This is a genomic window from Fructilactobacillus sp. X2R5C3 (assembly GCF_059901325.1).
The window spans coordinates 1-25,072 of sequence record NZ_JBWXUY010000004.1 but is presented as its reverse complement, the minus strand read 5'-3'; the positions used below and the strand labels follow the sequence as shown (position 1 = coordinate 25,072).

Genomic DNA, 25,072 nt, shown 5'->3' with positions numbered 1-25,072 from the left:
CTAGTTGGCTCTTTTTTTGTCTAAATTTAGTTTACGGTCTTCTGTTCGTTTCTGGTTTCGTTTAATACTAACAAGAAGTTAATGAAGACAAGGATTGCGGTTGAAATGAACACACTTGAGTAATCAAACAAAGAAGAAACAATGGAGCCGATGATGGGTCCGATACAGTTTCCAGCTGCTTGCATGGACTGGTTCCAGCTAAAAATTCGACCAGTAACGTTAGATGGGGTGTTTTTAGCTAAAATGGTTTGAACGGCAGGTAACATACAGGCGTTGGAGATTCCAATCAGGAATCTGAGTCCCATTAATTCCCAGACGTTGGTTACAAACGCCATGGGGATGTAGACCAAGATGGCAAAGATGAAACCGCCTAGCATAATCTTGGAGGTCCCGATTCGATCGCCTAATGCTCCCAGTTTGGGGGCGGCAAAAAGCGTGGCAATTCCCGGAACTGCGGCAACAATTCCACTGTAAAAGGTGACTTGAGGACTATTGTGCATGATTTCTTTGACGTACAGTGACAGAATGGGTGAAATGGAGAAATTAGAGGCTTGAATAATCAGGGTGGTCAAGAACATTCCAAAAATCAGTTTGACGTTTGAAAGTTCGAAAATAACCTGTTTGGTAGATAGGTTATCTTCTTTTGCAACCGGTTTAAAGTGTTCTTTAACGAAAAATAGCGTGACAAAAAAGACGGAAATGAGTAAACCACCAGTAATGAAGAAGGTAAGACGATAACTAAAGACAGAAGCTAAAATTCCGCCAATGAAGGGACCAAAAAGGGTTCCTGAGACGTTGCCGGTGGTTAAAATTCCAAGGGCTTTCCCACTTTCTCGCTTTGGTACCTGAGTCGCAAGTAAGGCGTTGGCATTGCTCATGTATCCAGAGAAGATTCCTTGAATAAATCGAAGGGCAATTAACTGCCAAACAGCAGTAACAAAGCCCATCAATATTAGACAGATTGCCATTCCAAGTGATGCTCGTAAAAGCATCACTTTTCGTCCGTATCTGTCAGCCAAAGATCCCCAAATGGGAGAGACGACGGCGGTAACAATGAAAGAGGCTGAGAAAGCAAGCCCACTATAGATACTTAGTTGACTAGAATTATAGTGGCCTAGGGTAGCGATGAACAGGGAGAGAAAAGGCATGACTTCACTAAAACCTAATCCATTCATGAACATCCCAAACCATAGTGCTACTAGGTTTTTGTGCCATATTTCTGAAGGAACCGGATCAGAGATTTGGGCTTTATTCTGATTCAAATGATTCGCTTCCTTCCTGTTTGCTGTTATGATGTTCTTGCATGTACTTTAGCCACAAGGGCAAAGATTGATCCAGCATTTGATAGGTATCCTCAAATCGATGGGTATACCAAGGATCAACGATGTTGACTCCCTTTTTACCGGGAACAATGTCCATGCATAAATGAAGCTTATTCCATTGACTTTTGGGAATCATCTTTTTAAGATCACTGATATTGTAGTCATCCATGGTAATAATGTAATCAGCATGATCGATGTCGTAAGCGGTGATTGGATGGGATTGTTTCCCACTATAATCCAAGTGATGAGCGTCCATGGTTTTTTGAGCACCAGGATGAGGACGACTACCTGCCTCATCGTTTTCGGTGGCAGCTGAACTTACTGAATAATGATTTGAAAGTCCTTTATTTATAAGCATTTTTTTAAACATTGCTTCTGCCATGGGAGATCGACATATGTTCCCCAAGCAGACAAATAAAACGTTAGTTTTTTTCATAATCCACACTCCCGAAATTTAAATCGTTATTACTATATTAACAGTAATTGAACTTCATATATATAAAAATGAATGCTAATTATAACGTAAGAAAATGACGTGAGTTGGAAAAATGGTTATTAAAATCTTATTTTATGGTGAAAGGGGTAATAAGGATTGGAGCAAGACAAATATGTTAATTAACACAGTGTATTTTCAGGTTAATCCAGTTAAGAATTTTGCCTACAGTTGGGGAATTCTTCCGTCGGATTTTTTAAACGGAATTAAGAACGATCCCCAAAATATTATTTTATTAAATGATGATTATCGTTACGCAAATGATTTCAATATGTCCACTAAATTTGATTTAATTACCGGTCAAAATGAAATTAGAGAGTACATGATTAACAATAAAATTAGTACCAAGAAATGGGTTGATTTTAGAAACCGGGAGGATCTGGATTCTTTAAATGAGGATGAAATCGCAGATTTATTGTACTTGAGTCACATGGGTATCCCACTCAATCAAACGAGTCCATTTTCGGTTAAATTGAAGAATCAATTTGTGTTTTTGGGTGAATCCACTGGCTTTACAAAGGTATACATGCGTCATTTTAGTGTCATTAATCAAATTTTAGCTGTCTGCATTAAACGGCATCTAAAAAAGCAGTGGAACAGTAGACGAATGTTCGTAAAGTCAGTGCCGTTTAGGGATATCGACGAACGTACCATGACCAAGTTGTTAAAACTGGGAATTACGGGAGTTATTATTCCGTATGATATGATAGTTGTGAAGAGACCGAAGCTTGAGATTCCCTTAATGAGACACAAAAAACGATCTCCAAAGGTAATTTGGAACTCTTATGACCAGTTGAAAAGTGGAGCCTTTAAAGTTGGTCAAATTACTTATGATATTTCCACTAAAACGTGGGAACTTCAAAGAGACGTTGATGATGAGGGAGAATTAAACGATTTGGTTTAAACCAGCTGAGTCGCTTTTTTATTGATTTTTTTCTGATATACTTTAAATGCATTTACATCGAATTAAGAGGAGTTTTTGTTATGAAAATGAACCTTTTAGAGGTTGCAAAATCCGTTAATGGTAATTTAAATTCAAAAAAATACGAAAACGTTGAAATAACGGGAGTTTCGTTTGATAGTCGGAAGTTAAAACCGCATGATCTTTTTGTTCCACTCACTGGGAATCACGATGGGCACGATTTCATTGCTAGTGCCATCAAAAACGGGGCTAACGCAACGTTTTGGAGTCAAAGTCGAATTAGTGATGTTCCGAAGGATTTTCCGGTTATTTTAGTTGATGATACGTTAAAAGCCTTACAGGATCTCAGTCGACACTATTTAAATAAGATTAATCCTAAAGTGGTGGCAATTACCGGAAGTAATGGCAAGACCACTACTAAAGACATGATTGCTTCAATTCTTGCCACTCAGTTTAATGTTACTAAGACGCACGCTAACTTTAATAATGAGATTGGAGTTCCAATTACGATCCTTTCCATGGAATCTAACACAGAATATTTGGTGGTAGAGATGGGGATGGATCGACCCGGCCAACTTGACTTTTTAAGTAAGCTAGTTAAACCAGATATCGCCGTCATTACCATGATTGGTGAAGCTCACATTGAATTCTTCGGAACCCGTGCTAAGATTGCGGATGCCAAAATGGAGATTACCCATGGACTTAGGCCAGATGGGGTGTTTGTCTATGACGGTGATGAACCTTTATTAAACGAACGGGCTAAATCACTTGACGTTGAAAAGTTGACCTTTGGAAGAAAAGACACTAACGATATTTACCCAAAGGATGTCTATGACGGCGACCACGAAACGACGTTTAAGACCAATCTGTTTGGAAACATGAAATTCACCATTCCGCTAATTGGTGACTATAACGTCAACAATGCCCTTGCTTCCATTGAAGTTGGTGAACTAGCGGAAATACTGCCGGTCAACATGAAGTCAGCACTAAACCATGCCAGTTTTACTAATAATCGAACTGAATGGGTTAAGGGTCAAAATGGTGAAATGATTTTAAGTGACGTATATAATTCGAACCCATCAGCTCTAAAAGCCGTTTTAAAGGCGTTTCAATCCACTCATTTACAAGGGAAGCGAGTTGCAGTTTTAGGTGACATGCTGGAACTTGGTGATAAGGGAGTGGAGATGCATGAGGATATTTCTGATGCAATCGATCCGCAATTGATTAACCAGGTTTACCTAGTTGGACCACTTATGAAGTCTCTATATCAAATGTTGCAAAAAAAATATCCCAATCAAAATGCCCTTCATTATTATCCAATTGATCAGCTTGATCAATTAGCTAAAAGCCTAGACTCCCAGTTGTCTACTGGGGATGAAGTCTTGTTAAAAGGGAGTCACGGAATTCACTTAGAACGAGTTTTAAAAGCGTTAGAATAGGTTCTTCGGTTTGTGAAATTAGGCCAGATGGTGTAATATGTTTTAGACACGTAATCGCTGAAGAATATAGAAATAAATGTGAATCAGACGATTTGCGCATTATGGAAAACGGATTTTTTCCAAGCAAATCATTGAATTCACAATTGTAGTTTCAATAGGAGGAACACATTTGAAGTTTAAAGATTTAGGACTATCTGATAGTCTATTAAAAGCCGTGGAAAAATCAGGCTTTGACGAACCCACTCCAATTCAGGCTCAGACAATTCCATTATTGTTAAAGGGTCAGGATGTTATTGGACAGGCTCAAACTGGAACTGGGAAAACAGCTGCGTTTGCCCTTCCAATCCTGCAAGAAATCGATCTGAATAATCCAGATGTGCAGGCACTTGTAATTTCACCAACTAGAGAACTTGCCATTCAAACACAAAAAGAGATGCAACGTCTTGGTGGCGTTGAAGGAGCTCGAGTTCAAGTAGTTTATGGTGGTTCAGATATTCGCCAGCAAATTAGAGATTTGAAGAAGAAGCCACAGATTGTGGTGGGGACTCCAGGACGAATTCTTGATCACATTAATCGTCGCACCTTAAAACTAGGACACGTTAAGTACTTGGTGTTAGATGAAGCCGACGAAATGCTTAACATGGGATTCTTAGATGATATTGAAAGCATCATTAAGAACATTCCAGAAGATCGGCAAACTTTGCTTTTCTCAGCAACCATGCCAGCACCAATCAAACGAGTTGGGGTTCAGTTCATGAGAGATCCAAAGCAGATCACGGTTAAGTCGAAGGAATTAACCACTGACCTAGTTGATCAGTACTACGTTAAGGTTAAAGATAACGAAAAGTTTGACACGATGACCCGTTTGTTTGACGTTCAAACACCTAAGGTTACCATCGTATTTTGTCGAACTAAACGACGAGTCGACGAAGTTTCTAAGGGATTGATTGCGCGTGGTTATCGGGCAGCTGGTCTTCACGGTGATTTAACCCAAAAACGGCGAACTCAGATTATGAACGAATTTAAGAATGACAAGATTAATTATTTAGTGGCTACTGATGTGGCTGCTAGAGGAATTGATGTTTCGGGTGTCACTTACGTTTATAACTTTGATATTCCCCAGGATCCAGAAAGTTATGTCCATCGAATTGGACGAACTGGTCGTGCCGGTCATCATGGTACTTCAGTAACGTTTGTCACTCCAAATGAGATGAGTTATTTAAGGGGAATTGAACGACTTACCAAAGTTAGGATGCTTCCTTTAAAGCCACCTTCAGAAGACGAAGCCCTTGCTGGTCAGTTAAAATTTGCTGAAGATGATATTGAAAAGTTAGTAAAGAAGACGGATACTGCCAAGTTTGAGCGGGTCGCAAAAAAGCTCCTTGAAAAGTATGACAGTGTCGATTTGGTTTCTGCTCTTTTGAATGACATGACAAGAGATCAGGTTAAGGTTCACATTACGGCCGAAAAACCACTTAAAAATCATGGTGGCTTTGGTGGTCATCGTGGTGGCGGTTATCGCGGTAAGAGAAATGACCGGAACAGTCACAAACGCTTTGGCAATCATCGCGGTGGTCACGACTCAAGACGTCGTGATTCACGAGGTCATAATGGTGGTAACCACGGTAAATCAAAGAATTTTGTTATTAAGAATAAGTAGCAAAGAGAGAGCCTTCTTGGTTCTCTCTTTTATTTAGAAAATTAATTTATTAAGTGTTATAATAATTATCAAAGAATAATTAGATAGTACTTTATTCGAGGAAGTATACGTTATGGCAGTGGGAAGAAATCGAAATGCACAACTAGTTATTGATGAAGATGCCATTTTTCATAACATTAGTGAGGAACGAAAACGATTGGATGCCAAGTCGGATCTATTCATGGTTGTCAAGGCTAATGCTTATGGACACGGTGCGGTTCAAGTAGCGAGGATTGCTAAACAAGCAGGAGCTACTGGTTTTTGTGTTGCCATTTTAGACGAAGCAATTCAGCTTCGAGAAGCTGGATTTGTGTCTGAACCCATTCTTGTTTTGGGTCTTTGTGACCTTTCAAATGTTCCATTAATTGCGAAGTACAATGTTTCGGTTACGGTGAGCTCGATTGATTGGATTAAGCAGGCAGCTAAGTTAGCTGAGCAACTGAAATTAAAGAACAAGATTAGGGTTCATTTGGCTTTGGATACTGGAATGGGAAGGATCGGACTCCAAACTGTTTCAGAAGTTAGAGATGCAATAGTTGAGTTGAACCGAACTAGCGAGTATATTGACTTTGAGGGAGTATTTACTCATTTTTCTACCGCAGATAGCGCTAATGATGATTATTTTAAGTATCAATTGGATAATTTTAACGAATTGATGACTGCGATTCCCGATAAACCTCGTTATGTTCACGTGGCAAATTCAGCTACTAGTATGTGGCATAAAGCAGCGGGTGGAAACATGGTCCGCTTTGGAGTGGCTGGCTATGGTTTGAATCCATCGGGGGTTGAGATTGCTTCACCATTTAAGTTGAAACCAGCACTGAGCTTTACCAGTGATTTAGTTTACGTTAAAGAAGTTAATGCTGGTCGTTCAATTGGATACGGTGCAACTTATACATCCAACTCAAAGGAGTGGATTGGAACGGTTCCTGTTGGATATGCAGACGGAGTTCGTCGCTCAATGCAGGGATTTTCACTTCTAGTAGATGGACAGTATTGTCCAATTGTCGGAAGAGTATGTATGGATCAACTGATGGTGAAGTTACCACATCAGTTACCAATTGGAACGAAGGTGACCTTGGTGGGAACTGATCACGGTCATACTATTACTCTCCAAGACGTTGCTGACTACTGTCATACTATTCACTATGAGATTGCATGTGGGTATTCGGATCGATTACCACGGGTGTATAAATCAAGTAATCATTTGAAGTAACTATTTGTAAGGAGGAGTTCTCCATGACATACAAATACACGATTGATGCTATTTGGTCTCAGAAAAATGAAGAATATTTCACCAAACTAGGACTTTCTTTTGACAACCACAAAGTTGCCATGGACTGTGACTCGTTTGATAAAGACCCTCTAATTAATTCTTTAATTTATGGCTACTCAATCATGGCCAATCTAAATTCAATAATTGTTGATGAATATTCTCCATGTGAGGATGAGATTGCAAGACGGCTCTTTGACAATTATGAAGACGAGAAGTCACGGTTGTAAGTTTATTTATGCGGAAGGAATAGTCTATGGAAAACGTTGAAATTAAACGTGGCGATATTTTCTATGCAGACTTATCTCCAGTCGTTGGTTCTGAACAGGGTGGAATGCGACCAGTTTTGGTAGTCCAAAATAACGTTGGAAATCATTATAGTCCCACTGTGATTGTAGCCGCAATTACGGCTCGGATTACTAAGCCAAAGATGCCTACTCATGTGGGTATTACACCTCAGAATGCCGGAATTGAGAAGAGTTCGGTGATTCTGTTAGAACAAATTAGGACGATTGATAAGCAGCGTCTTAAAGATCATGTCACTCATTTAAGTAAAGATATCATGAGAAAAGTTGATGCTGGTCTTAGTTTAAGTCTAGGGCTCAGTCAGAGCACGCACGAAGTCTGATGATACATAAGATACAAAAAAGAACGTGGAATTATTCCACGTTCTTTTTTGTATCTAATTTTCTTCGATTGGAGTTTCTTTTGATTCTTGTTTTAGATCTTCAACTTCTGGAACTTTGAATCCCTTTCGTTCTAGAGCTGCAATGATGCGGTCCAGACGATCCTTAGTCACCTTAGACGGGAGGGTAAACATGGTTCGATAGACCGTTTTACCAGAACGATCAACTGAATCCAAGCTGATCACACTTGAAATGGCGGTATATCTAGTAATAATGTGAGCCATCTCTTCTAAGTCCCCACGTTCACCAGGTGAGACAACTGAAATCACGTAGCTACCAAATTTCACGTTCCATGATTGTGACAAGCTTTCCATCAATTTCGTGTGAGTTAAAATGCCATAAAAATTATTGAACTCGTCAAGAACGGCAATGTATGGAAGATCCTTAATCGTAAAGAAGACCTTGAAAAAAGCTGAATTCAGGTTAACAAATTTAGTTTCGTTTCTAATCAGGGTCATAACCGAGTCGGACATCTTGCCGCCATCGGCTTCGTGTTTGTAGATGTGCATGCGATAAATGTTACCCTTGAAGGCTTTATGAGTGGCATCTAAAACGGGAATGCAACGAAAATGATTCTTTTCCATTAATTTTAATGCGGTGTCGAGATCAGTGTTTTCATCAACAGTAATCAGGTCACTTTTAGGTTTAACTAAAGATTGCAAAATCATGGCTAAGGCTCCTCACATAAGTAATTTCTAATTAATATTAACACAAAATAACTGGGAGCATAAAAAAACAGACATAAATGTCTGTTCTTTTTAAACTTATTTTTAAAGGTTGATGGTCTTCATACCTTTAGCAATGGTTTCTTTTAAAGTTTTAGCTGAAGCACTCATCTTGTCTTTTTCGTCATCACTTAATGGAACTTCAAGGACTTTGGCAACTCCTGAAGCATTAACAATGGCAGGAGTTCCAATGTAAATATCGGACAAACCGTATTCACCATTCATTGGGGCACCGATTGGTAAAACGGTGTTTTCGTCTCTTAAAATGGCCTTTGAAATTCTCATCAAAGCAGTTCCAACTCCGTAGAAAGTAGCACCCTTCTTGTTAATGATGTCGTAGGCCTTGTTTCTAGTTTCGTCTTCCATTTTCAATAAGTCGTCCTTGCTAACACCATTTTGTTTAGCAAATTCAACCAACGGAACGTTTCCGATTGAAGCTTCATCAATATCAGCAAATTCTGAATCACCGTGTTCACCCATAACGTAAGCATTAACGCTTTGTGGGTTAACGTTTAACTTCTTACCAACGGCAACTTGGAAACGTGAGGTATCAAGTGATGTACCTGAACCAAAGACACGGTTTTTAGGAAAGCCAGAAATCTTTTGGGTTGCGTAGGTTAAGATGTCAACTGGGTTAGCAGCAATTAAGAAGATTCCATCAAAACCAGAATCAACAACTGGCTTAACGATGGTAGTCAAAATCTTCAAGTTTTTGTTAACCAGGTCAAGTCTAGTTTCACCGGGCTTTTGTGGAGCTCCAGCAGTGATCACAACTAAATCAGCGTCTTTACAGTCACTGTAGTCACCAGAGTAGATCTTTTTTGGAGAAGTGAAAGGTTGGGCATCTTCAAGGTCCAATGCGTCTCCTTCAGTTCTGTTTTTGTCGATATCAACAACGACAAATTCTTCGGCGATCCCTTGTTGCATCATTGCGAATGCGTATGATGAACCAACGGCACCATCACCAACTAAAACAACTTTTTCGTGTTTTTCAGCCATAATATTTCTCCCTTTTGAAATTAGTTTGTTCACAAACTGATTATATCATGAACGAATTTATTTATACAGAACCATATTCTTAATGGTACGGGATCAGCTCAAATCGTTAATCTATTATGATACAATAAACATGATTAAGCCGAGTGAGTAATTATTCATTTCGGCCATTTTAGGTTAATTAGAAGTAAATGGGAGACAATAGCAATGAAAATGATTGTGGGATTAGGCAACGTTGGTGCTGAATTTGATGGTACCAGGCATAACACGGGGTTTATGGTGGTTGATAAGTTTGCTGATCAAAACCAGATCGCGATTAATAAACAAAAGATGGATGCCATGTATGGTACGGGAATAGTCAATGGTGAAAAGGTAATGGTAGTCAAACCAACGACGATGATGAATGATTCAGGGCGCGCAGTTCATCCCTTGATGCAATTTTTCAAATTAGATCTTGATGATTTAGTAATTGTTTACGATGACATGGATTTACCAGTGGGACGAATTCGGCTAAGAAACCACGGTTCGGCTGGTGGTCATAATGGAATCAAAAGCATCATTGCTCACCTTGGGACCGATCAGTTTAATCGGATTAAGATTGGAACCAGTCATCCCAAACGTGAAAGTGTTGTGAACTATGTCTTGAGTAAATTTAGTCTGGAACAACGGGCACCGTTTTTAGAAGCGGAGGATCATGCGGTTAAAGCATTAGACGAGTGGGTTTCTGGTACTCCCTTCAGTAAGTTAGAAAATCAGTTTAATTAATTCGTATAATTAATAAAAGAGGAGATGAGTTTTTGAAGCTAGATGAAACGTTAAAAGAAATGCCACAGTATGAAAAAATCAGTTCTAATCTTGCTCCTGATACCAAGCAACTGATCACTGGGACTAGTGGATCCGCTCGTACTCTATTATTAAAACAATTAATTAATGATAAGCAAAAACCTACGATATACGTAACCGATACGATGAACCATGCGGATCAAATTACCGAGTCTTTTAATGAAGTAATGGATTCAGATCAGGTCTTTGAGTTCCCGGCTGAAGAACTCGTCGCGGCAGAGATTGCAACCAGCTCTCCGCAGTATCGAGCTCAAAGAGTGCGGGCCCTAAACGCGCTTGAGTCAGAGAAACCAGTGGTGGTGATTGTTTCAACGGCTGGTCTTAAACGATATCTACCAGAGCCAGCTAGTTTTAATCAAAGCCAATTACACGTCAAGGTTGGAGACGACTTGGACCTTATAAAACTTCAACAACAGTTGGTTCAAATGGGTTACGAGAAGAAGAACATGGTTTCCGCCCCCGGTGAATTTGCTAATCGTGGGTCAATTTTGGATATCTACCCACTTAATTCGGACTATCCAATTCGGATTGATTTTTTTGATACGGAAGTGGATTCCATGCGTTATTTTGATGCTGCTACCCAACGAAGTGTGGCAAATATTGATGAGATTAGTGTGCTACCAGCTTCTGATTTTTTACCCAGCGAAAGCGATCGCAAGCATGGAATCAAGGAACTTTCCAAACGATTGAACCAAACCATCAAAGACGACGGCAGTGACGTTTTAGTTGATAACATTCAACAGGTGATTGACGGGCTCAAAGGCCAATCGATTGACCAAAAATGGAGTGAGTACAGTCAGTTTATTTTTGAAAAGGAAACCTCAATTTTAGATTATTTACCTGAAAATGGGATGGTAGTCTATGATGACTACAGTCGCATAAGGGATGCTAATAAGCAACTTGAAAGTGACGAACAGAACTGGCGTGATTCAGTTGAAGATAATCATGAACTGTTTTCTGACCAGAAACTGTCGCTTAATTTTAGAACGGTAACCGGAACTGATCATCATGCGACCTTGTTATTTTCTTTGTTTCAAAAAGGACTAGGGCGAATGAAGCTTTCTGACATCATCGACATCAAGGTTCACCCAATGCAGCGTTTTTTTGGACAAATGCCGATGTTTAAAGCAGAAATGCAACGTTATCAAGCTGAGAAACGAACCGTGGTCATTGCCGTTAGTGATGAAAAACGAGTGGAAAAGGTTTCGTCAACGTTGAGTGATTTTGGTGTTGATGCCATTCAATCAACCACTGATAACATTATTAAGGGAAAGACTCAGATTGTTTTAGCTAACCTAAAAAATGGCTTTGATTTGCCGGCCGCTAACCTAGCGATTGTTTCTGAATCAGATATGTTTAAACGGGTGAATGAACAAGGGAAAAAGAAACGAGTTAGAAGACAGACCTTTTCTAATGCGGAGCGAATCAAAAGCTATACCGATTTAAAACCCGGTGACTACGTTGTTCACGTTAATCACGGAATTGGACGATACGATGGGATGAAGACTATGGAAGTCGATGGTAGGCATCAGGACTATATGACTTTAACCTATCAAAAGGGTGCCAAGATCTACGTTCCCGTTGACCAACTGAATTTGGTACAAAAATACGTTTCGTCAGAGGACAAACATCCAAAGATTAATAAACTTGGTGGAACGGAATGGGCCAAGACGAAGCGTTCGGTGGCTTCTAAGGTGGAAGACATTGCTGATGATCTGGTTGACTTATACGCCAAACGGGAGGCCGAGTCGGGTTATGCCTTTCCGGTTGATGACCAATATCAGGCTGAGTTTGAGCAGGCGTTTCCATACACGGAGACACCCGATCAGCTTCGAAGTACTGATGAAATTAAAAAAGACATGGAGAGTCCCCATCCGATGGACCGTTTACTGGTTGGAGACGTGGGCTACGGGAAAACTGAGGTAGCCTTGAGAGCGGCCTTTAAAGCCGTTGAAGCCGGGAAACAGGTGGCTTTTCTGGTGCCCACAACGGTACTAGCTCAACAACATTATGAGACCATGGTTGAACGATTTAATGGCTTTCCGGTTAAAATCGGAGTTCTCTCGCGTTTTGACACGCCCAAACAGACCCGCCAAACCATTCAAGACCTAAAGGACGGAAAAATTGATATCGTGGTTGGCACCCACCGTTTGCTGTCTAAAGACGTGAAGTTCAATGACTTAGGTCTTTTAATCGTCGATGAGGAACAACGATTTGGGGTTAAACACAAAGAAAAAATCAAGGAATTGAGGTCGGATGTCGATGTGTTGACGCTAACTGCCACACCAATTCCACGGACTTTAAACATGTCAATGATGGGCGTTCGTGACCTATCAGTTATTGAAACTCCTCCGGCTAATCGCTATCCGATTCAAACCTACGTGATGGAGCAAAATGAGGGTTCGATTGTGGACGGAATCAGACGGGAGATGCAACGCGGGGGACAGGTCTTTTATTTGCATAATCGGGTTAAAGATATTGATCAGACGGTCGACAAGTTGCAGACCCTTTTGCCTGATGCGCGGATTGCTTCCATCAACGGCCAGATGTCCGAAAATCAAATGGAAGGGATCCTGTACGACTTTGTTAACGGAGATTATGATGTGTTGGTTACGACGACCATCATCGAAACGGGAGTTGACATTCCTAATGCGAATACCCTGTTCGTTGAGGATGCGGATCGGATGGGACTCTCCCAGCTTTATCAGATTCGGGGAAGAATTGGTCGAAGTAATCGAGTAGGACAAGCTTACTTTATGTACCAGCCAAATAAAGCGTTGACCGAAGTTTCTGAGAATCGACTAGAAGCCATCAAGGATTTCACTGAATTGGGTTCAGGATTTAAGGTGGCCATGCGTGATCTTTCGATTCGTGGGGCTGGAAACGTGCTCGGAAAGCAGCAGCACGGTTTTATTAATTCAGTTGGTTATGATATGTATACTAAGATGTTGTCTGACGCTGTCTCCAAGAAGAAGGGCCAGCATCGCGTGGTTGAAAAGTCTGATTCGAAGGTTGAACTCGGGATTGAAGCTTATCTTCCGGCGACTTACATTGAGGATCAGCAACAAAAGATTGAATTATACAAGCGAATCCGACAGATGGATAGTGAGGAACAATTTACCGAACTACAAAGTGATTTAATTGATCGGTTTGGTGAATATCCTGATGAAGTAGCTAATCTGCTTGAAATTGACCGCATTAAGATGCTTGCCGATTATGATCTGATTGATAAAATTCGCAAAGATCAAAATAATTTAACCGTTACCATGAGTAAGGTAGGAACCCAAAGATTCACTAGTAAGGAAATTTTGAAAGCCATTGCTGATACGGATTTTCGTTCCTCAGTGAAAATGGTTAACGGGTGTTTTCAAATTAAGTTAGTTGTTCAACCAACGATGAAAGATGCCGATTGGTTGAAACAGCTTTATCAATTTGTCAAAAGCTTGAGTAAAATAAGATTGGATCAAGAAGAACATGAATCAAAAGACAAGTAAAAAGATTGTTAGTGGAACCTTGATCCTTTCGGTAGCTGCCATTATTTCAAAGGTACTAAGTGCCGTTTATCGGATTCCACTGGAAAATTTTGTTGGAAACGTTGGATTTTACATCTATCAGCAGGTTTATCCTATTTATGGGATTGGGGTTGCGTTTGCCTTGACCGGTCTTCCAGCGTTTGTTTCCAAGATGATTGTGGAACGGGAGACTGAAGGGGAGAAACAAACGTTGTTTTTCCAAATCATGGTGATCTTAATGATCATTTCGGTGATTATTTTTGGTGGATTACAGTTATTTTCATCAGAAATTGCTACTTTAATGGGAGACTTTGAATTAAAACCCGTAATTCAAGCGGTAAGCTGGATGTTTTTGTTGATGCCCCTTTTAGCGGATGTGAGGGGGTACTTTCAATCTAGCATGCAGATGATTCCAACGGCGACTTCTCAAGTGGTAGAGCAGTTTGTGCGGGTTTCAATGATCATTGTGGTAGCCTATTTAGCAGCCGTCCAGCACTGGAACTTATACAAGATGGGGACGTTAGCAATGTTATCGGCTCCATTAGCAGCGATTTTTTCAGCACTTATCTTGGGATATTATGCACGTGACATACTTGCTCATTTTCACTTTCAAGATTTGAAATTTAACTACCTGAAATTAGCGAAGCAAATCATCTTACAGGGTGGTGTGCTTAGTGTTTTAGCTGCTCTAATGGTGTTAATGCAATTGGTCGATTCATTTACGGTAAAAAATGGGCTGGTAGTAAGTGGTGTAAGTAATCTAATGGCTCAGACCCAAAAGGGGATTTATGATCGCGCTCAGCCCATTGTTCAACTAGGATTAGTGATTGGAACGGCCATTTCTTCAACCGTCTTGCCGCAGATGGCGTATTATCATCATGCTGGAAAAGAAAGGTCATTTAAGACCCTTGTAAAATACAGTATGCGCATTACACTGGTAGTGACGATGGCAGTTACCTTCGGACTGATTAGTATTATGCCTCAATTAAATCATCTCTTGTTTGGGAGTTATGATTTAGACATCACGCTTTCGGTATACTGTTTGAGCATCCTCTTCGCTACGATGGTGACAGCCCTTAACTCGGTTTTACAGAGTATTGATGACTTTAAAAGTACGGTGACCGCTATTTTGTTGGGCCTAATTTGTAAAATAATGATCACTAAGTGGTGCGTAATTCATTTCGGAATCATTGGTGCTTCATTATCAACTATCATTGCTCTGTTAATCGTGTTATTAGTTAACTGGTATACTAGTCCAAAGCGGGTTCATGAGCACATTTTTAGTTGGAAGTTCCTATTAGAGGTATCATTAATCAGTATGGTAATGGTGATTGTCGTTGTTTTAACTGAATTAGGATTGAACCACGTCCTTGGAGATACCAGTCGACTGGTGGATGTTATTAAATTAATGATTGTTATTCCGATTGGGGCATTCGTGTTTTTAGGAATGTGTCTGAAAGGAAAAGTTTTGACTGCTTCGGAGTTAGCGATGGTTCCAATTATGAAACGGTTTGTAGGAGATAAGCAAAAATGAGAATTGATAAATTTTTAAAAATTTCACGGATTATAAAACGTCGTCCAGTTGCCAAAAAGATTGCCGATCAAGGGCGAGTCTTTGTAAACGGCGAGCCAGCCAAATCATCAAGTAAGGTTTCGGTTGGCGATCAAATTCTGATTAAGTTTGGAAATAAAAATTTAACCGTAGAGGTGCTACAACTGTTAGATACCACCAAAAAGTCTGATTCAGACACCATGTATAAGACCATCAGTGAAACCTATGATCGAGACTATCGGGCTGAAAATGATGAATTAGAATAATTATTGTTGAATTAATATTATATTCTGGCTTTACATGTGGTACTATGTTCATATAAATTCGTGGAGGCATTCCTGATGAACAGAAATAACAACGTTGAATACTTGAATTCTGCTTCAAGGAAAAGTAAAGCAAACCAACAGCAAAGAGATAATAAGAAGTTAAGTAAAAGAACCAAGCGACTGGTTGCTCTCGTGGCAATATTTGCCGTGGCTTTTTTGGCGCTCGGGTGGCAAATTGTTAGTGGAATGAATCAAATTCACGGTGTGAATGCCCAAATTACCAGAAAAAAACAGGATTACCAGGTTGAAAAACAAAAAGAAAAGAATCTTAATGAACAAATTAAGCTTTTAAATAACAAGAATTATCTTCAAGAATTGATGCGAGCTAAATATTATTATACAAAACCAGGCGAAACTGTTTACAGTTTCCCACAGAATAGTAAGATTGGTAATGAATAGAGGATTACTAGGATGTAATCTTCTTTTATTTTACTTTAAAGGATTATGTTATAATTAACACAACATTTATTAGGAGGAATGGCTTTTTTATGACAATTAAGGTTGGAGAGAAGGTCACTGGGAAAGTTTCAGGAATTACTAATTTTGGAGCTTTCATTGATCTAGGCGATCATAAGACTGGACTAGTTCATATCAGTGAGGTTTCTGATGGTTACGTAAAAGATATTCATGATATTCTGTCGGTTGGCGATGAAGTGACCGTTAAGGTTTTGAGCATTGGGGATGACGGTAAGATTGGCCTATCAATTCGCAAAGCTTCCGATCATCCAGAAAAAGAATCACATCAACATCATGGTGAACATAATCATGATGAGCATTCACATTACGGGCACTCAAATAACGGGAATCATGGACATCGCAGTGGCCGCGACAATCGTAATGGCCATAAGGGTAAGAATGAAAGCTTTGATGATTTGCTTTCAGACTTCATGAAAGAAAGCGAAAGTCGGATGTCCGTCATTAAGAAAAACACAGAAGGAAAACGCGGCGGTCGTGGTGGTCGTCGTAGTTAATGAACGAATAACTGGGCAAATTGCTCGGCTTTTTTGTTTTGGAGGTTAATTTGAATTTACGTAATCAAATTAATTCGTTGGTTAAGAAGAAACAGTGGTGGAAAAAAGACGAAAATGTTGTGATTGGGGTCTCAACTGGAGTTGATTCCATGGCTTTGTTAGATTTACTCCAACACTTAAAAGATTTTAAACCTCATATTATTGTTGCTCATGTTAACCACCATTTACGAAAACAAAGTGAGGTTGAAGAACGGTTTCTGATTGATTACTGTAAGAAACACCACCTTGATTTGCGGGTTGGCAATTGGAATCACGACCAGATTAGTAGTGGGGTGGAGAATCAAGCTCGTAAGTTTCGCTATCATTTTTTTGCGGAAGTCATGAATGATTTTAATGCTTCAGTCTTGTTAACGGCTCATCAAGAAAATGATCAAGCCGAGACCATCCTTATGAAACTCATTCGCAGTGGGAATTTGTTTGAGGTTCAAGGAATTAAAGAGAGTCATCCCTTTAATGGAGGAACGATGGTTCGACCATTACTACAGTTTTCGAAAGAATCCATCCGTTTGTATGCTAAAAATCATTCGTTAACATGGTATGATGATAAAACTAACTTTGAAAATACGGTCCTCCGTAATCGGATTCGCAACCAGGTTTTACCAGAATTAATTAAAGAAAATCCTAATGTTATCTCTCATTTTGCTAAGTTTGCTAGTAATTTGCAGTCGGAACTCGACGGATCAAGTGGTTTCGCTCAAGCCGATCTTTTGAGACATGACTTAAAGGTTAAAAGAGACTGCGTAAGTGCCGAGTACGATACAACGTCAATTAATCAACTTTCCATTTTACTTCGCGCATTGTTAAAACAGTTGACGTCAACGGTTACTCTTTCTGATAATCAAATTACTGAAATTTTGACTTTAGTTAAAGATTTTGGAAAACCACAGGGGAAATTGCGAATTTCAAATGCTTATTTTTTTGAAAAAAGTTATAATAAAATCATGTTTTTTAAACAATCTCCTAACAATTACGATGATCACCGTGATGAAAGTTCGTTTGTGGTAGAATTAAACCAGTGGAACCGCAACGTTAACGGATTTAATTTTGGTATTTTTGATGAAAATCATGTTCCAAAGGGAAACTTTTGGCGTCGAAGTCATTTTGATTTGGCGGACTCTCAGTTTCCTTTGTCAAAAAGAGCCTTTAAACCGGATGATACCGTTGAACTCAAGAATGGCGGTCATCAGAGTTTAAGAAGATTGTTAATTAATCAGAAAGTTCCAAGTGCCAAGCGACGTCACGTGCAAGTACTGGTGGACAGTAAGGAGAGTGTGTTGGCCGTCATTGGTTATAAGGAAAGCAAGTGGTTGCCTAAGGGTGCAACTCACGGGTATGAACTTTTAATTACGCGAAAGGATATAACAAATGAATGACGATATTGAGCGGGTCTTATATAGTCAAAAAGACATTGCTTCTGCAGTAAAAAGGCTAGGGAAGCAGTTAAGTAATGATTATCGAGACAAAAAGCCACTAGTAGTTTGTGTGCTGACTGGGGCAGTGCTATTTATGAGCGATATTATTCGCCAGATGGACATATACCTAGATCTTGATTTTGTCGATGTTTCAAGCTATAAGGGTGGGACTGCTTCAACCGGAAAAGTTGAGCTCATCCGTGATCTTGATGGTGATGTTAGTGGCCGTGATATCATTTTTGTTGAAGATATTATTGATACAGGACGCACCCTTCAATTTCTTGAGGATTTGGTTTCAGATCGAGGAGCTAATTCAATTAAAGTTTGTACCATTTTTGATAAACCTGAGGGAAGAGTTGTCCCTGCCAAGGCAGATTATGTGGGTTTTAACGTTCCAAATGAATTTATTGTCGGTTATGGACTTGATTACAAGGGTTTTTATCGTAACTTACCGTACATTGGAATTTTAAAACCTTCAATTTATTCGGCCTAAACGGTCGTCCATTTAAAGTAAAAGTGATAACATTCTATTTGTTATCTTTTCGAGAAATTAGATTGGGAGGCACAAATGAAAAATAATAAAAATGGGCTTTTTAAGAGTAGCCTATTTTATATCATCATCTTTGTGGTTGTCATGGGTGTGATTATGCTTGTCACTGGTGGTGGCAGCGGATCACAAAGAACTCAAACTCAGGGAATTCGTTCAAGTCAATTTACAAATGATTTGCAGACGAACAAGGTTAAAAACTTCTCTGTTCAACCTTCTGGCGGTGTATATAAAATAACTGGTCAGTACAAGAAGCCCCAAAATGTTAAGCAGAAAAATAACGGAATTCCGCTTAATTTTAGTAATGGAAAACTTACCAAGTCGAGCAACAATACTTACACTAAGGTAAATGGATTCACTACTAGCATTTTAAAGAATGACTCATCGGTTAGTCAGATTACCAAGTTAGCTAATAAGAATAAGGTGCCGATGAGTACTAAAGAAACACAATCGAATAGCTTTTGGTTAAACTTAGCAATCTCAGTTCTACCATTATTAATCTTCATTTACTTGTTCTACATTATGATGAAGCAAGCTGGTGGAGCAGGTGGTGGCGCTGGTGGCGTCATGAAAGTCGGAAAGAGCCAGGCTAAACCAGTTAAGAGTAACGTTAAGTTTAGTGACGTTGCTGGTGAAGATGAAGAAAAACAAGAACTGGTCGAAGTTGTTGAATTTTTAAAGGATCCCAAGAAGTTTACTAAGCTGGGTGCCGTTATACCAAAAGGTGTCTTGCTTGAAGGACCTCCGGGTACTGGTAAGACGCTGTTAGCCAAGGCGGTTGCCGGTGAAGCAAACGTTCCATTCTACTCATTATCAGGGTCTGATTTCGTTGAGATGTTCGTTGGGGTTGGTGCGAGTCGTGTTAGAGACTTGTTTGCTCAAGCTAAGAAGAATTCACCGGCCATCATCTTTATTGATGAAATTGATGCCGTTGGACGAAAACGTGGATCCGGAATGGGGGGCGGTCACGATGAACGTGAACAAACCCTTAACCAGTTGTTGGTTGAAATGGATGGTTTTACTGGTAATGAAGGTGTTATTGTCATTGCCGCCACGAACCGTTCTGATGTTTTAGACCCAGCCTTAACTCGTCCAGGTCGTTTTGATCGGAAAATCTTAGTTGGTCAGCCTGATGTTCGTGGACGAGAAGCAATTTTGAAAGTTCATGCCAAAGACAAACCACTTGCTTCTGATGTTGACCTTCATGAAATTGCTAAACAGACTCCCGGATTTGTTGGTGCTGATTTAGCGAACTTGCTAAATGAAGCTGCCTTACTGGCCGCGAGAAATGGTGATAATGAGATTAATGCGGCTGATATGGATGAAGCTGAGGATCGTGTTATTGCTGGACCGGCTAAACGTAATAAGGTTATTAACGAACACGAACGTCAAATTGTGGCTAACCATGAAGCTGGTCATACCATCGTTGGTTTAGTATTAAATGACGCTCGAGTTGTTCATAAGGTTACCATTGTTCCAAGAGGTCGTGCTGGTGGATATGCCATCATGCTGCCTAAGGAAGACCAACAATTGATCTCAAAGAAGAACGCTCAAGAACAATTAGCTGGGTTAATGGGTGGTAGAACTGCTGAAGAAGTCGTTTTCCATTCTGAATCATCAGGTGCTTCAAATGACTTTGAGCAAGCCACTAATCTTGCTCGTGCCATGGTTACTCAATATGGAATGAGTGACAAGATTGGAACCGTGGAACTCGAAAGTCCTAACCAAGATCCATACGCTGCTCCTAAGTACTCACAGGAAACCGCAGCTAAGATTGATGATGAAGTGAAGTACTTTATTGATGAAGCTCATGGTGAAGCTAAGGAGATTATTGAGGGTCATCGTGATCAGCACAAGGCAATTGCGGATGCGTTGCTTAAATATGAGACGTTGGATGAAAAGGAAATTTTGAGTCTCTACAAGACCGGTAAAATGCCTGAACATTCAACTAATAGTGATGAGTACCCTAGTGAAAATGAAACCTTTGAACAAGCTAAGAAAGCCATTGACGCTAAGGAGCACGAGCACGAAAAGAAACTTGAACAAGAAATTGATCATTCTGAAGAAAAACACGATGAAAATCATGATAGTAATTCAGATCACCAAGATTCTGATAATCAAGATCAATAAACGAAAAGAACGTTGGGATCAAAGCCCACGTTCTTTTTTAATCTAAGGAGGGAATAAAATGAATGATAAAAATGATGTATTAGTTAAGGCACTTACTAAAGATGGGATGTTTCGGGTTTACGGCTTAAACGCGACTGGAATTGTCAGTTATGTTCAAAAAATTCATGATACCTGGAGTACATCAACGGCAGCACTTGGAAGAACGATTGCTGCAACCTTGATGCTGTCGGCCTCAGTGTTAAAGGGAAAAGAAAGCATGACCGTTCGCTTAAATGGACGTGGTCCAGTCGGCGGAATGGTTATTGATGCTGATGCTAAGGGACACATTAAGGGATACATTCAGAATCCTCACGTTAACTTGCCACTCACAAAGGATGGGAAAGTTGATGTTTCTAAGGGTGTAGGAACGAATGGTTTTTTAGAAGTCGTTAAAAATCAGGGAACAAGTGAGCCTTACACTAGTGATGTTCCACTCGCAAGCGGTAAAATTGGTGATGATTTTACCTTTTATTTAGCAAAGTCAGAACAGATTCCATCAGCCGTTGGAGTTTCAGTTGACATTGACGGAGAAAACAACGTCCAAAGTGCCGGGGGATATTTGATTCAAGTCATGCCTGGTGCTTCTGACGAGGCAATTGATAAGTTGGAGCAGACTTTAAAGAATGCGCCCAGTATTTCGTCCATGTTAGAAAAGGATCCTAATCCTGATCACATTTTGGATGAGTTATTTGGTACGGATAATCTGGACGTTATTGATCATATGCCAGTCGAATTTGTCTGCAATTGTTCCAAAGAAAAATTTGCCAAAGACATTGCGGGAATTGGTAAGAAGGATCTGCAGCAATTGATTGATGAAGATCATGGGGCACAGGTTGTATGTAATTTTTGTGGTAAAAAGTATAACTTTTCGGAAGATGAATTGGTTGATTTACTGAATGAGAGGGATAAGTAGTATCAAAGAGCGTGCTGTCATACGGTTCGCTCTTTTTTGTACTGGTATGGTATTATATAAAATGTTTGGAAACAATTTAGATGAGGTGAAAAAATGGAGTGGAAAATTGGAAACGTAACGATTCCAAATCAACTAGTAGTAGCTCCAATGGCTGGAGTTACGAACTCAGCCTTTAGAATCATTTGTAAAAAGTTTGGTGCGGGATTAGTTGTTTGTGAAATGATTTCCGATCGTGGAATTATGTATAACAACAAAAAAACGTTAAGCATGGTTAACGTTGATCCTAATGAACACCCAATGAGTATTCAGATTTTTGGTGGAACCAAAGAAACTTTAGTGGAGGCTGCTAAGTTTATTGATCAGAAGACGGCTGCTGATATTATCGATATCAACATGGGTTGTCCCGTAAATAAGGTCGTTAAGACCGATGCCGGGGCTAAGTGGCTCCTTGATCCTGATAAGGTTTATGAAATGGTGTCTTATGTAACTGCTGCCGTTAAAAAGCCAGTAACGGTTAAGATGCGAACTGGTTGGGATGAGGATCATGTTTATGCGGTGCAAAATGCGCTTGCTGCTGAGGCGGCTGGGGCTTCTGCTGTTGCGATGCACGGTCGAACTAGAAAACAAATGTATACCGGACATGCTAACTGGGAGATTTTAAAAGAAGTTGCCGATGCATTGACGATTCCGTTCATTGGAAATGGTGACGTGACTACTCCACAACAGGCTAAACAAATGATTGATGAAGTAGGTTGTGATGCAGTAATGATGGGCCGTGCCGTTGAAGGAAATCCCTGGATTTTGAGGCAAACTGAGCACTATCTAGCAACTGGTGAATTAATCCCGGAACCAAGTGTTGAGGAAAAAATCAACACTGCTAAGGAACATTTGCATGGGTTAGTTCGAATTAAGGGTGAATATGTTGGACCAAGACAATTCAGAGGTCAGGCAGCTTATTACTTGAAGGGAATTTCTCATTCGGCTCGAACCAAAGTGAAGTTAAACAATGCTGAGTCTGAAGTAGAGATGGACCAGATCTTCGATGATTTTCTAGAAAAAGATGCGATGAGAAACGCACGGAAAAATGCATAATTACGATGCTTAACTATGTTATTATGAATGTAAGTTACTAGTTTGGGGGATTTGAATTGGCACAAGAGAAGAAAATGAATGACCAATTAAAAGTTCGTAGAGAAAAGATGCAAGAGCTACGAGATGAGGGAATTGATCCTTTTGGTCATGCCTTTAAGCCAACTTATTTGGCAAAAGATTTAGACAAAGAGTTTGATAAGTACGATAAGGAAGAATTAGAACAAAAAGATGTCAAGGCTACGATTGCTGGACGAATGGTAGCTAAACGGGGCAAAGGTAAAGTTGGATTTGCCGATATCCTTGATCGTTCTGGCAAAATCCAGGTTTACGTTCGAAAAGATGTTGTTGGAGAAGAACAGTATCATATCTTTAAACGTGCTGACATCGGGGACTTTCTTGGCTTTACTGGTGAAGTAATTAAGACAGACATGGGACAACTAACCGTTCGTGCTACGTCCATTACTTTCCTATCAAAGGCACTTCGTCCACTTCCTGATAAGTATCACGGATTACAAAATAAGGAACAAAAGTATCGTCAGCGATACCTTGATTTAATCTCAAATCGTGATAGTTTTGAGCGTTTCCAGAAGCGGAGTAAAATTATTAAGGCAGTTCGAAACTTTTTGGATAATAAGATGGACTTTACTGAGGTTGAGACGCCAGTATTACACACTACTGCCGGTGGAGCATCCGCTCGTCCATTTATAACTCATCATAATGCCTTAAATATTGATTTATATTTGCGAATTGCACTGGAACTTCATTTGAAGCGTTTGATTGTAGGTGGCATGGGACGTGTCTACGAGATTGGCCGTGTGTTTAGAAATGAAGGGATGGATAAGGAACACAATCCTGAATTTACTGAACTTGAGACCTATGCTGCATACTTTGATTTTCATGATGTAATGGATGAAACTGAAGGAATTTTTAGAGCCGCTGCCAAAGCCGTTAGTGATAATGGTAAGGTTACGTATCAGGGTGAAGAAGTTGATTTGAACCAAGAATTCGATCGAATTCATATGGTTGATGCCGTGAAAAAATATACGGGAGTTGATTTTTGGCCTAAGATGTCGGATGATGACGCTAAGAAGTTGGCTGATAAACACGGTGTGCACTATGAATCATACTGGAAAGTTGGTCATATCATTAATGCTTTCTTTGAACAGTTCGTTCAACCAAAGCTAAAGAAGCCAACGTTTGTCTATGGTCATCCAATTGAAATTTCTCCTTTGGCAAAGAAAAATGCTGATGACCCAAGATTTACGGACCGTTTTGAATTATATATTCTTGGTAATGAATATGCTAATGCTTTTTCTGAATTAAATGATCCAATTGATCAACGTCAACGTTTTGAAGCTCAAGCTAAGGAACGTGAAGAGGGGAATGATGAAGCTCAGGGTATCGATGAAGACTTTATCGAAGCACTTGAGTATGGCATGCCTCCTACAGGTGGATTAGGAATTGGAATTGATCGTTTGGTAATGCTTTTGACTGACGCACCATCCATTCGTGATGTTCTCTTGTTCCCAACTATGAGACCAGAAGATAATTCTGATAATCCACAGGATGAAGATAATAAAAAATAGATTTGTTTGATAGAAAAAGAGATGATTTTTATCATCTCTTTTTATTTGTACAAAAATGATTTGAAACATTGTTAGAGTAGCTTTTGTAAAGATTGATCACTTGTCCGATTATGTTCATTTATTAGATGGAAAATAAAAATTGAAAAAAGTTTGACCTTTTTTGACCAAAAGTGTTGACAAAGTATTTGAGCGCATGTATAGTAGTAAATGCTCAGTGAGAGAGAAAAATGATTTGATAATAATTAATAAGTCACTGATTATGAACTAAGTTAATTATCATAAATATTGCTCTTGCACTAAAGTGCAAAATACTGTATTATATTTGATGTTGCAATAATGGTTTTGCCGATTGCTAACAAATAAATTTAAAATAATTGAGTTTATCTGTTGACATTGAAAACACAACGTAGTATAGTTATGTATGTTGCGTTAAGGAAGAATCAAACGGCAACAATCAAGAGTAGATCTTTGAAAACTGAACAAGATTTTGATTACAAGTGTAAGGTAATTTTAAGTTGTAGAACTTAAAATTAA

At 39.5% G+C, this 25,072-nt stretch carries 22 protein-coding genes; 18 read left to right on the top strand and 4 right to left on the bottom strand.

Annotation, left to right across the window (positions count from 1 at the left end):
- Positions 1-26: 26 nt before the first annotated feature.
- Both AC6UDE_RS06090 and AC6UDE_RS06085 read right to left on the bottom strand, forming a co-directional pair.
- The gene (locus AC6UDE_RS06090) at positions 27-1,262 is read right to left on the bottom strand and encodes a multidrug efflux MFS transporter (RefSeq protein WP_500693986.1); all 1,236 of its coding nucleotides are present in this window, start codon (positions 1,260-1,262) and stop codon (positions 27-29) included.
- Positions 1,249-1,758, bottom strand: a complete 510-nt coding sequence (locus AC6UDE_RS06085) for a low molecular weight protein-tyrosine-phosphatase (protein WP_500696918.1) — start codon at positions 1,756-1,758, stop codon at positions 1,249-1,251. The genes AC6UDE_RS06090 and AC6UDE_RS06085 overlap by 14 nt, the downstream gene beginning before the upstream one ends.
- Before the next feature lie 172 nt (positions 1,759-1,930).
- Here AC6UDE_RS06085 and AC6UDE_RS06080 point away from each other — a divergent pair, with 172 nt between their 5' ends.
- From AC6UDE_RS06080 to AC6UDE_RS06055, 6 genes are all read left to right on the top strand, one after another.
- Positions 1,931-2,719, top strand: a complete 789-nt coding sequence (locus tag AC6UDE_RS06080; protein WP_500693984.1) for a hypothetical protein — start codon at positions 1,931-1,933, stop codon at positions 2,717-2,719.
- Between the two features lie 80 nt (positions 2,720-2,799).
- Entirely contained in the window at positions 2,800-4,176 is a 1,377-nt protein-coding gene (locus tag AC6UDE_RS06075) for a UDP-N-acetylmuramoyl-tripeptide--D-alanyl-D-alanine ligase (protein ID WP_500696917.1), read from the top strand.
- A gap of 169 nt (positions 4,177-4,345) precedes the next feature.
- Entirely contained in the window at positions 4,346-5,836 is a 1,491-nt protein-coding gene (cshA, locus tag AC6UDE_RS06070) for a degradosome RNA helicase CshA (protein ID WP_500695764.1), read from the top strand.
- Positions 5,837-5,948: 112 nt separating this feature from the next.
- Positions 5,949-7,091: an alanine racemase gene (gene alr / locus AC6UDE_RS06065; protein WP_500696916.1), complete on the top strand. Its 1,143-nt coding sequence runs from the start codon at positions 5,949-5,951 to the stop codon at positions 7,089-7,091.
- A 23-nt stretch (positions 7,092-7,114) separates the two neighbouring features.
- Positions 7,115-7,378, top strand: a complete 264-nt coding sequence (locus AC6UDE_RS06060; protein WP_500693980.1) for a hypothetical protein — start codon at positions 7,115-7,117, stop codon at positions 7,376-7,378.
- A gap of 26 nt (positions 7,379-7,404) precedes the next feature.
- Positions 7,405-7,776, top strand: a complete 372-nt coding sequence (locus AC6UDE_RS06055) for a type II toxin-antitoxin system PemK/MazF family toxin (RefSeq protein ID WP_010022835.1) — start codon at positions 7,405-7,407, stop codon at positions 7,774-7,776.
- A gap of 54 nt (positions 7,777-7,830) precedes the next feature.
- Here AC6UDE_RS06055 and cbpA read toward each other — a convergent pair whose 3' ends face one another.
- Positions 7,831-8,502 (bottom strand): cyclic di-AMP binding protein CbpA, encoded by a 672-nt coding sequence (gene cbpA / locus AC6UDE_RS06050; protein WP_500693979.1) that lies wholly within the window; start codon positions 8,500-8,502, stop codon positions 7,831-7,833.
- A gap of 102 nt (positions 8,503-8,604) precedes the next feature.
- Positions 8,605-9,558, bottom strand: a complete 954-nt coding sequence (locus AC6UDE_RS06045) for an L-lactate dehydrogenase (protein ID WP_500693978.1) — start codon at positions 9,556-9,558, stop codon at positions 8,605-8,607.
- 204 nt (positions 9,559-9,762) lie between these two features.
- Between AC6UDE_RS06045 and pth the strand changes: the two genes are divergently transcribed.
- From pth to lysS, 12 genes are all read left to right on the top strand, one after another.
- Positions 9,763-10,320, top strand: a complete 558-nt coding sequence (pth, locus tag AC6UDE_RS06040; protein ID WP_500696915.1) for an aminoacyl-tRNA hydrolase — start codon at positions 9,763-9,765, stop codon at positions 10,318-10,320.
- Positions 10,321-10,352: 32 nt separating this feature from the next.
- On the top strand, positions 10,353-13,892 hold the full coding sequence (gene mfd / locus AC6UDE_RS06035; protein ID WP_500696914.1) for a transcription-repair coupling factor: 3,540 nt from the start codon (positions 10,353-10,355) through the stop codon (positions 13,890-13,892).
- The gene (locus tag AC6UDE_RS06030; RefSeq protein WP_500696913.1) at positions 13,873-15,444 is read left to right on the top strand and encodes a putative polysaccharide biosynthesis protein; all 1,572 of its coding nucleotides are present in this window, start codon (positions 13,873-13,875) and stop codon (positions 15,442-15,444) included. Before mfd ends, AC6UDE_RS06030 begins: the two co-directional genes overlap by 20 nt.
- The gene (locus AC6UDE_RS06025) at positions 15,441-15,728 is read left to right on the top strand and encodes an RNA-binding S4 domain-containing protein (protein WP_500693974.1); all 288 of its coding nucleotides are present in this window, start codon (positions 15,441-15,443) and stop codon (positions 15,726-15,728) included. Before AC6UDE_RS06030 ends, AC6UDE_RS06025 begins: the two co-directional genes overlap by 4 nt.
- Before the next feature lie 75 nt (positions 15,729-15,803).
- The gene (locus tag AC6UDE_RS06020; RefSeq protein WP_500696912.1) at positions 15,804-16,187 is read left to right on the top strand and encodes an FtsB family cell division protein; all 384 of its coding nucleotides are present in this window, start codon (positions 15,804-15,806) and stop codon (positions 16,185-16,187) included.
- A gap of 89 nt (positions 16,188-16,276) precedes the next feature.
- Positions 16,277-16,759, top strand: coding sequence for a S1 domain-containing RNA-binding protein (locus AC6UDE_RS06015; protein WP_500693972.1), 483 nt, complete (start codon positions 16,277-16,279; stop codon positions 16,757-16,759).
- A gap of 50 nt (positions 16,760-16,809) precedes the next feature.
- Positions 16,810-18,192, top strand: coding sequence for a tRNA lysidine(34) synthetase TilS (gene tilS, locus AC6UDE_RS06010; RefSeq protein ID WP_500696911.1), 1,383 nt, complete (start codon positions 16,810-16,812; stop codon positions 18,190-18,192).
- Positions 18,185-18,724, top strand: a complete 540-nt coding sequence (gene hpt, locus AC6UDE_RS06005) for a hypoxanthine phosphoribosyltransferase (protein ID WP_500693970.1) — start codon at positions 18,185-18,187, stop codon at positions 18,722-18,724. Before tilS ends, hpt begins: the two co-directional genes overlap by 8 nt.
- A gap of 75 nt (positions 18,725-18,799) precedes the next feature.
- The gene (ftsH, locus tag AC6UDE_RS06000) at positions 18,800-20,908 is read left to right on the top strand and encodes an ATP-dependent zinc metalloprotease FtsH (RefSeq protein ID WP_500696909.1); all 2,109 of its coding nucleotides are present in this window, start codon (positions 18,800-18,802) and stop codon (positions 20,906-20,908) included.
- 58 nt (positions 20,909-20,966) lie between these two features.
- A complete protein-coding gene (hslO, locus tag AC6UDE_RS05995; RefSeq protein WP_500696908.1) occupies positions 20,967-21,860 on the top strand; it encodes an Hsp33 family molecular chaperone HslO in 894 nt (297 codons plus the stop codon).
- 93 nt (positions 21,861-21,953) lie between these two features.
- On the top strand, positions 21,954-22,952 hold the full coding sequence (dusB, locus tag AC6UDE_RS05990) for a tRNA dihydrouridine synthase DusB (RefSeq protein WP_500696907.1): 999 nt from the start codon (positions 21,954-21,956) through the stop codon (positions 22,950-22,952).
- Between the two features lie 56 nt (positions 22,953-23,008).
- Positions 23,009-24,538 (top strand): lysine--tRNA ligase, encoded by a 1,530-nt coding sequence (gene lysS / locus AC6UDE_RS05985; RefSeq protein ID WP_500695756.1) that lies wholly within the window; start codon positions 23,009-23,011, stop codon positions 24,536-24,538.
- Positions 24,539-25,072 lie beyond the last annotated feature (534 nt).

Coding starts and splice junctions, on each gene's coding strand:
- dusB (WP_500696907.1), top strand. CDS start 21,954: ATGGAGTGGAAAATTGGAAACGTAACGATTCCAAATCAACTAGTAGTA.
- AC6UDE_RS06075 (WP_500696917.1), top strand. CDS start 2,800: ATGAAAATGAACCTTTTAGAGGTTGCAAAATCCGTTAATGGTAATTTA.
- AC6UDE_RS06060 (WP_500693980.1), top strand. CDS start 7,115: ATGACATACAAATACACGATTGATGCTATTTGGTCTCAGAAAAATGAA.
- hpt (WP_500693970.1), top strand. CDS start 18,185: ATGAATGACGATATTGAGCGGGTCTTATATAGTCAAAAAGACATTGCT.
- cbpA (WP_500693979.1), bottom strand. CDS start 8,502: ATGATTTTGCAATCTTTAGTTAAACCTAAAAGTGACCTGATTACTGTT.
- AC6UDE_RS06030 (WP_500696913.1), top strand. CDS start 13,873: ATGAATCAAAAGACAAGTAAAAAGATTGTTAGTGGAACCTTGATCCTT.
- AC6UDE_RS06055 (WP_010022835.1), top strand. CDS start 7,405: ATGGAAAACGTTGAAATTAAACGTGGCGATATTTTCTATGCAGACTTA.
- alr (WP_500696916.1), top strand. CDS start 5,949: ATGGCAGTGGGAAGAAATCGAAATGCACAACTAGTTATTGATGAAGAT.
- ftsH (WP_500696909.1), top strand. CDS start 18,800: ATGAAAAATAATAAAAATGGGCTTTTTAAGAGTAGCCTATTTTATATC.
- hslO (WP_500696908.1), top strand. CDS start 20,967: ATGAATGATAAAAATGATGTATTAGTTAAGGCACTTACTAAAGATGGG.
- AC6UDE_RS06085 (WP_500696918.1), bottom strand. CDS start 1,758: ATGAAAAAAACTAACGTTTTATTTGTCTGCTTGGGGAACATATGTCGA.
- AC6UDE_RS06020 (WP_500696912.1), top strand. CDS start 15,804: ATGAACAGAAATAACAACGTTGAATACTTGAATTCTGCTTCAAGGAAA.
- AC6UDE_RS06025 (WP_500693974.1), top strand. CDS start 15,441: ATGAGAATTGATAAATTTTTAAAAATTTCACGGATTATAAAACGTCGT.
- AC6UDE_RS06080 (WP_500693984.1), top strand. CDS start 1,931: ATGTTAATTAACACAGTGTATTTTCAGGTTAATCCAGTTAAGAATTTT.
- AC6UDE_RS06045 (WP_500693978.1), bottom strand. CDS start 9,558: ATGGCTGAAAAACACGAAAAAGTTGTTTTAGTTGGTGATGGTGCCGTT.
- pth (WP_500696915.1), top strand. CDS start 9,763: ATGAAAATGATTGTGGGATTAGGCAACGTTGGTGCTGAATTTGATGGT.
- AC6UDE_RS06015 (WP_500693972.1), top strand. CDS start 16,277: ATGACAATTAAGGTTGGAGAGAAGGTCACTGGGAAAGTTTCAGGAATT.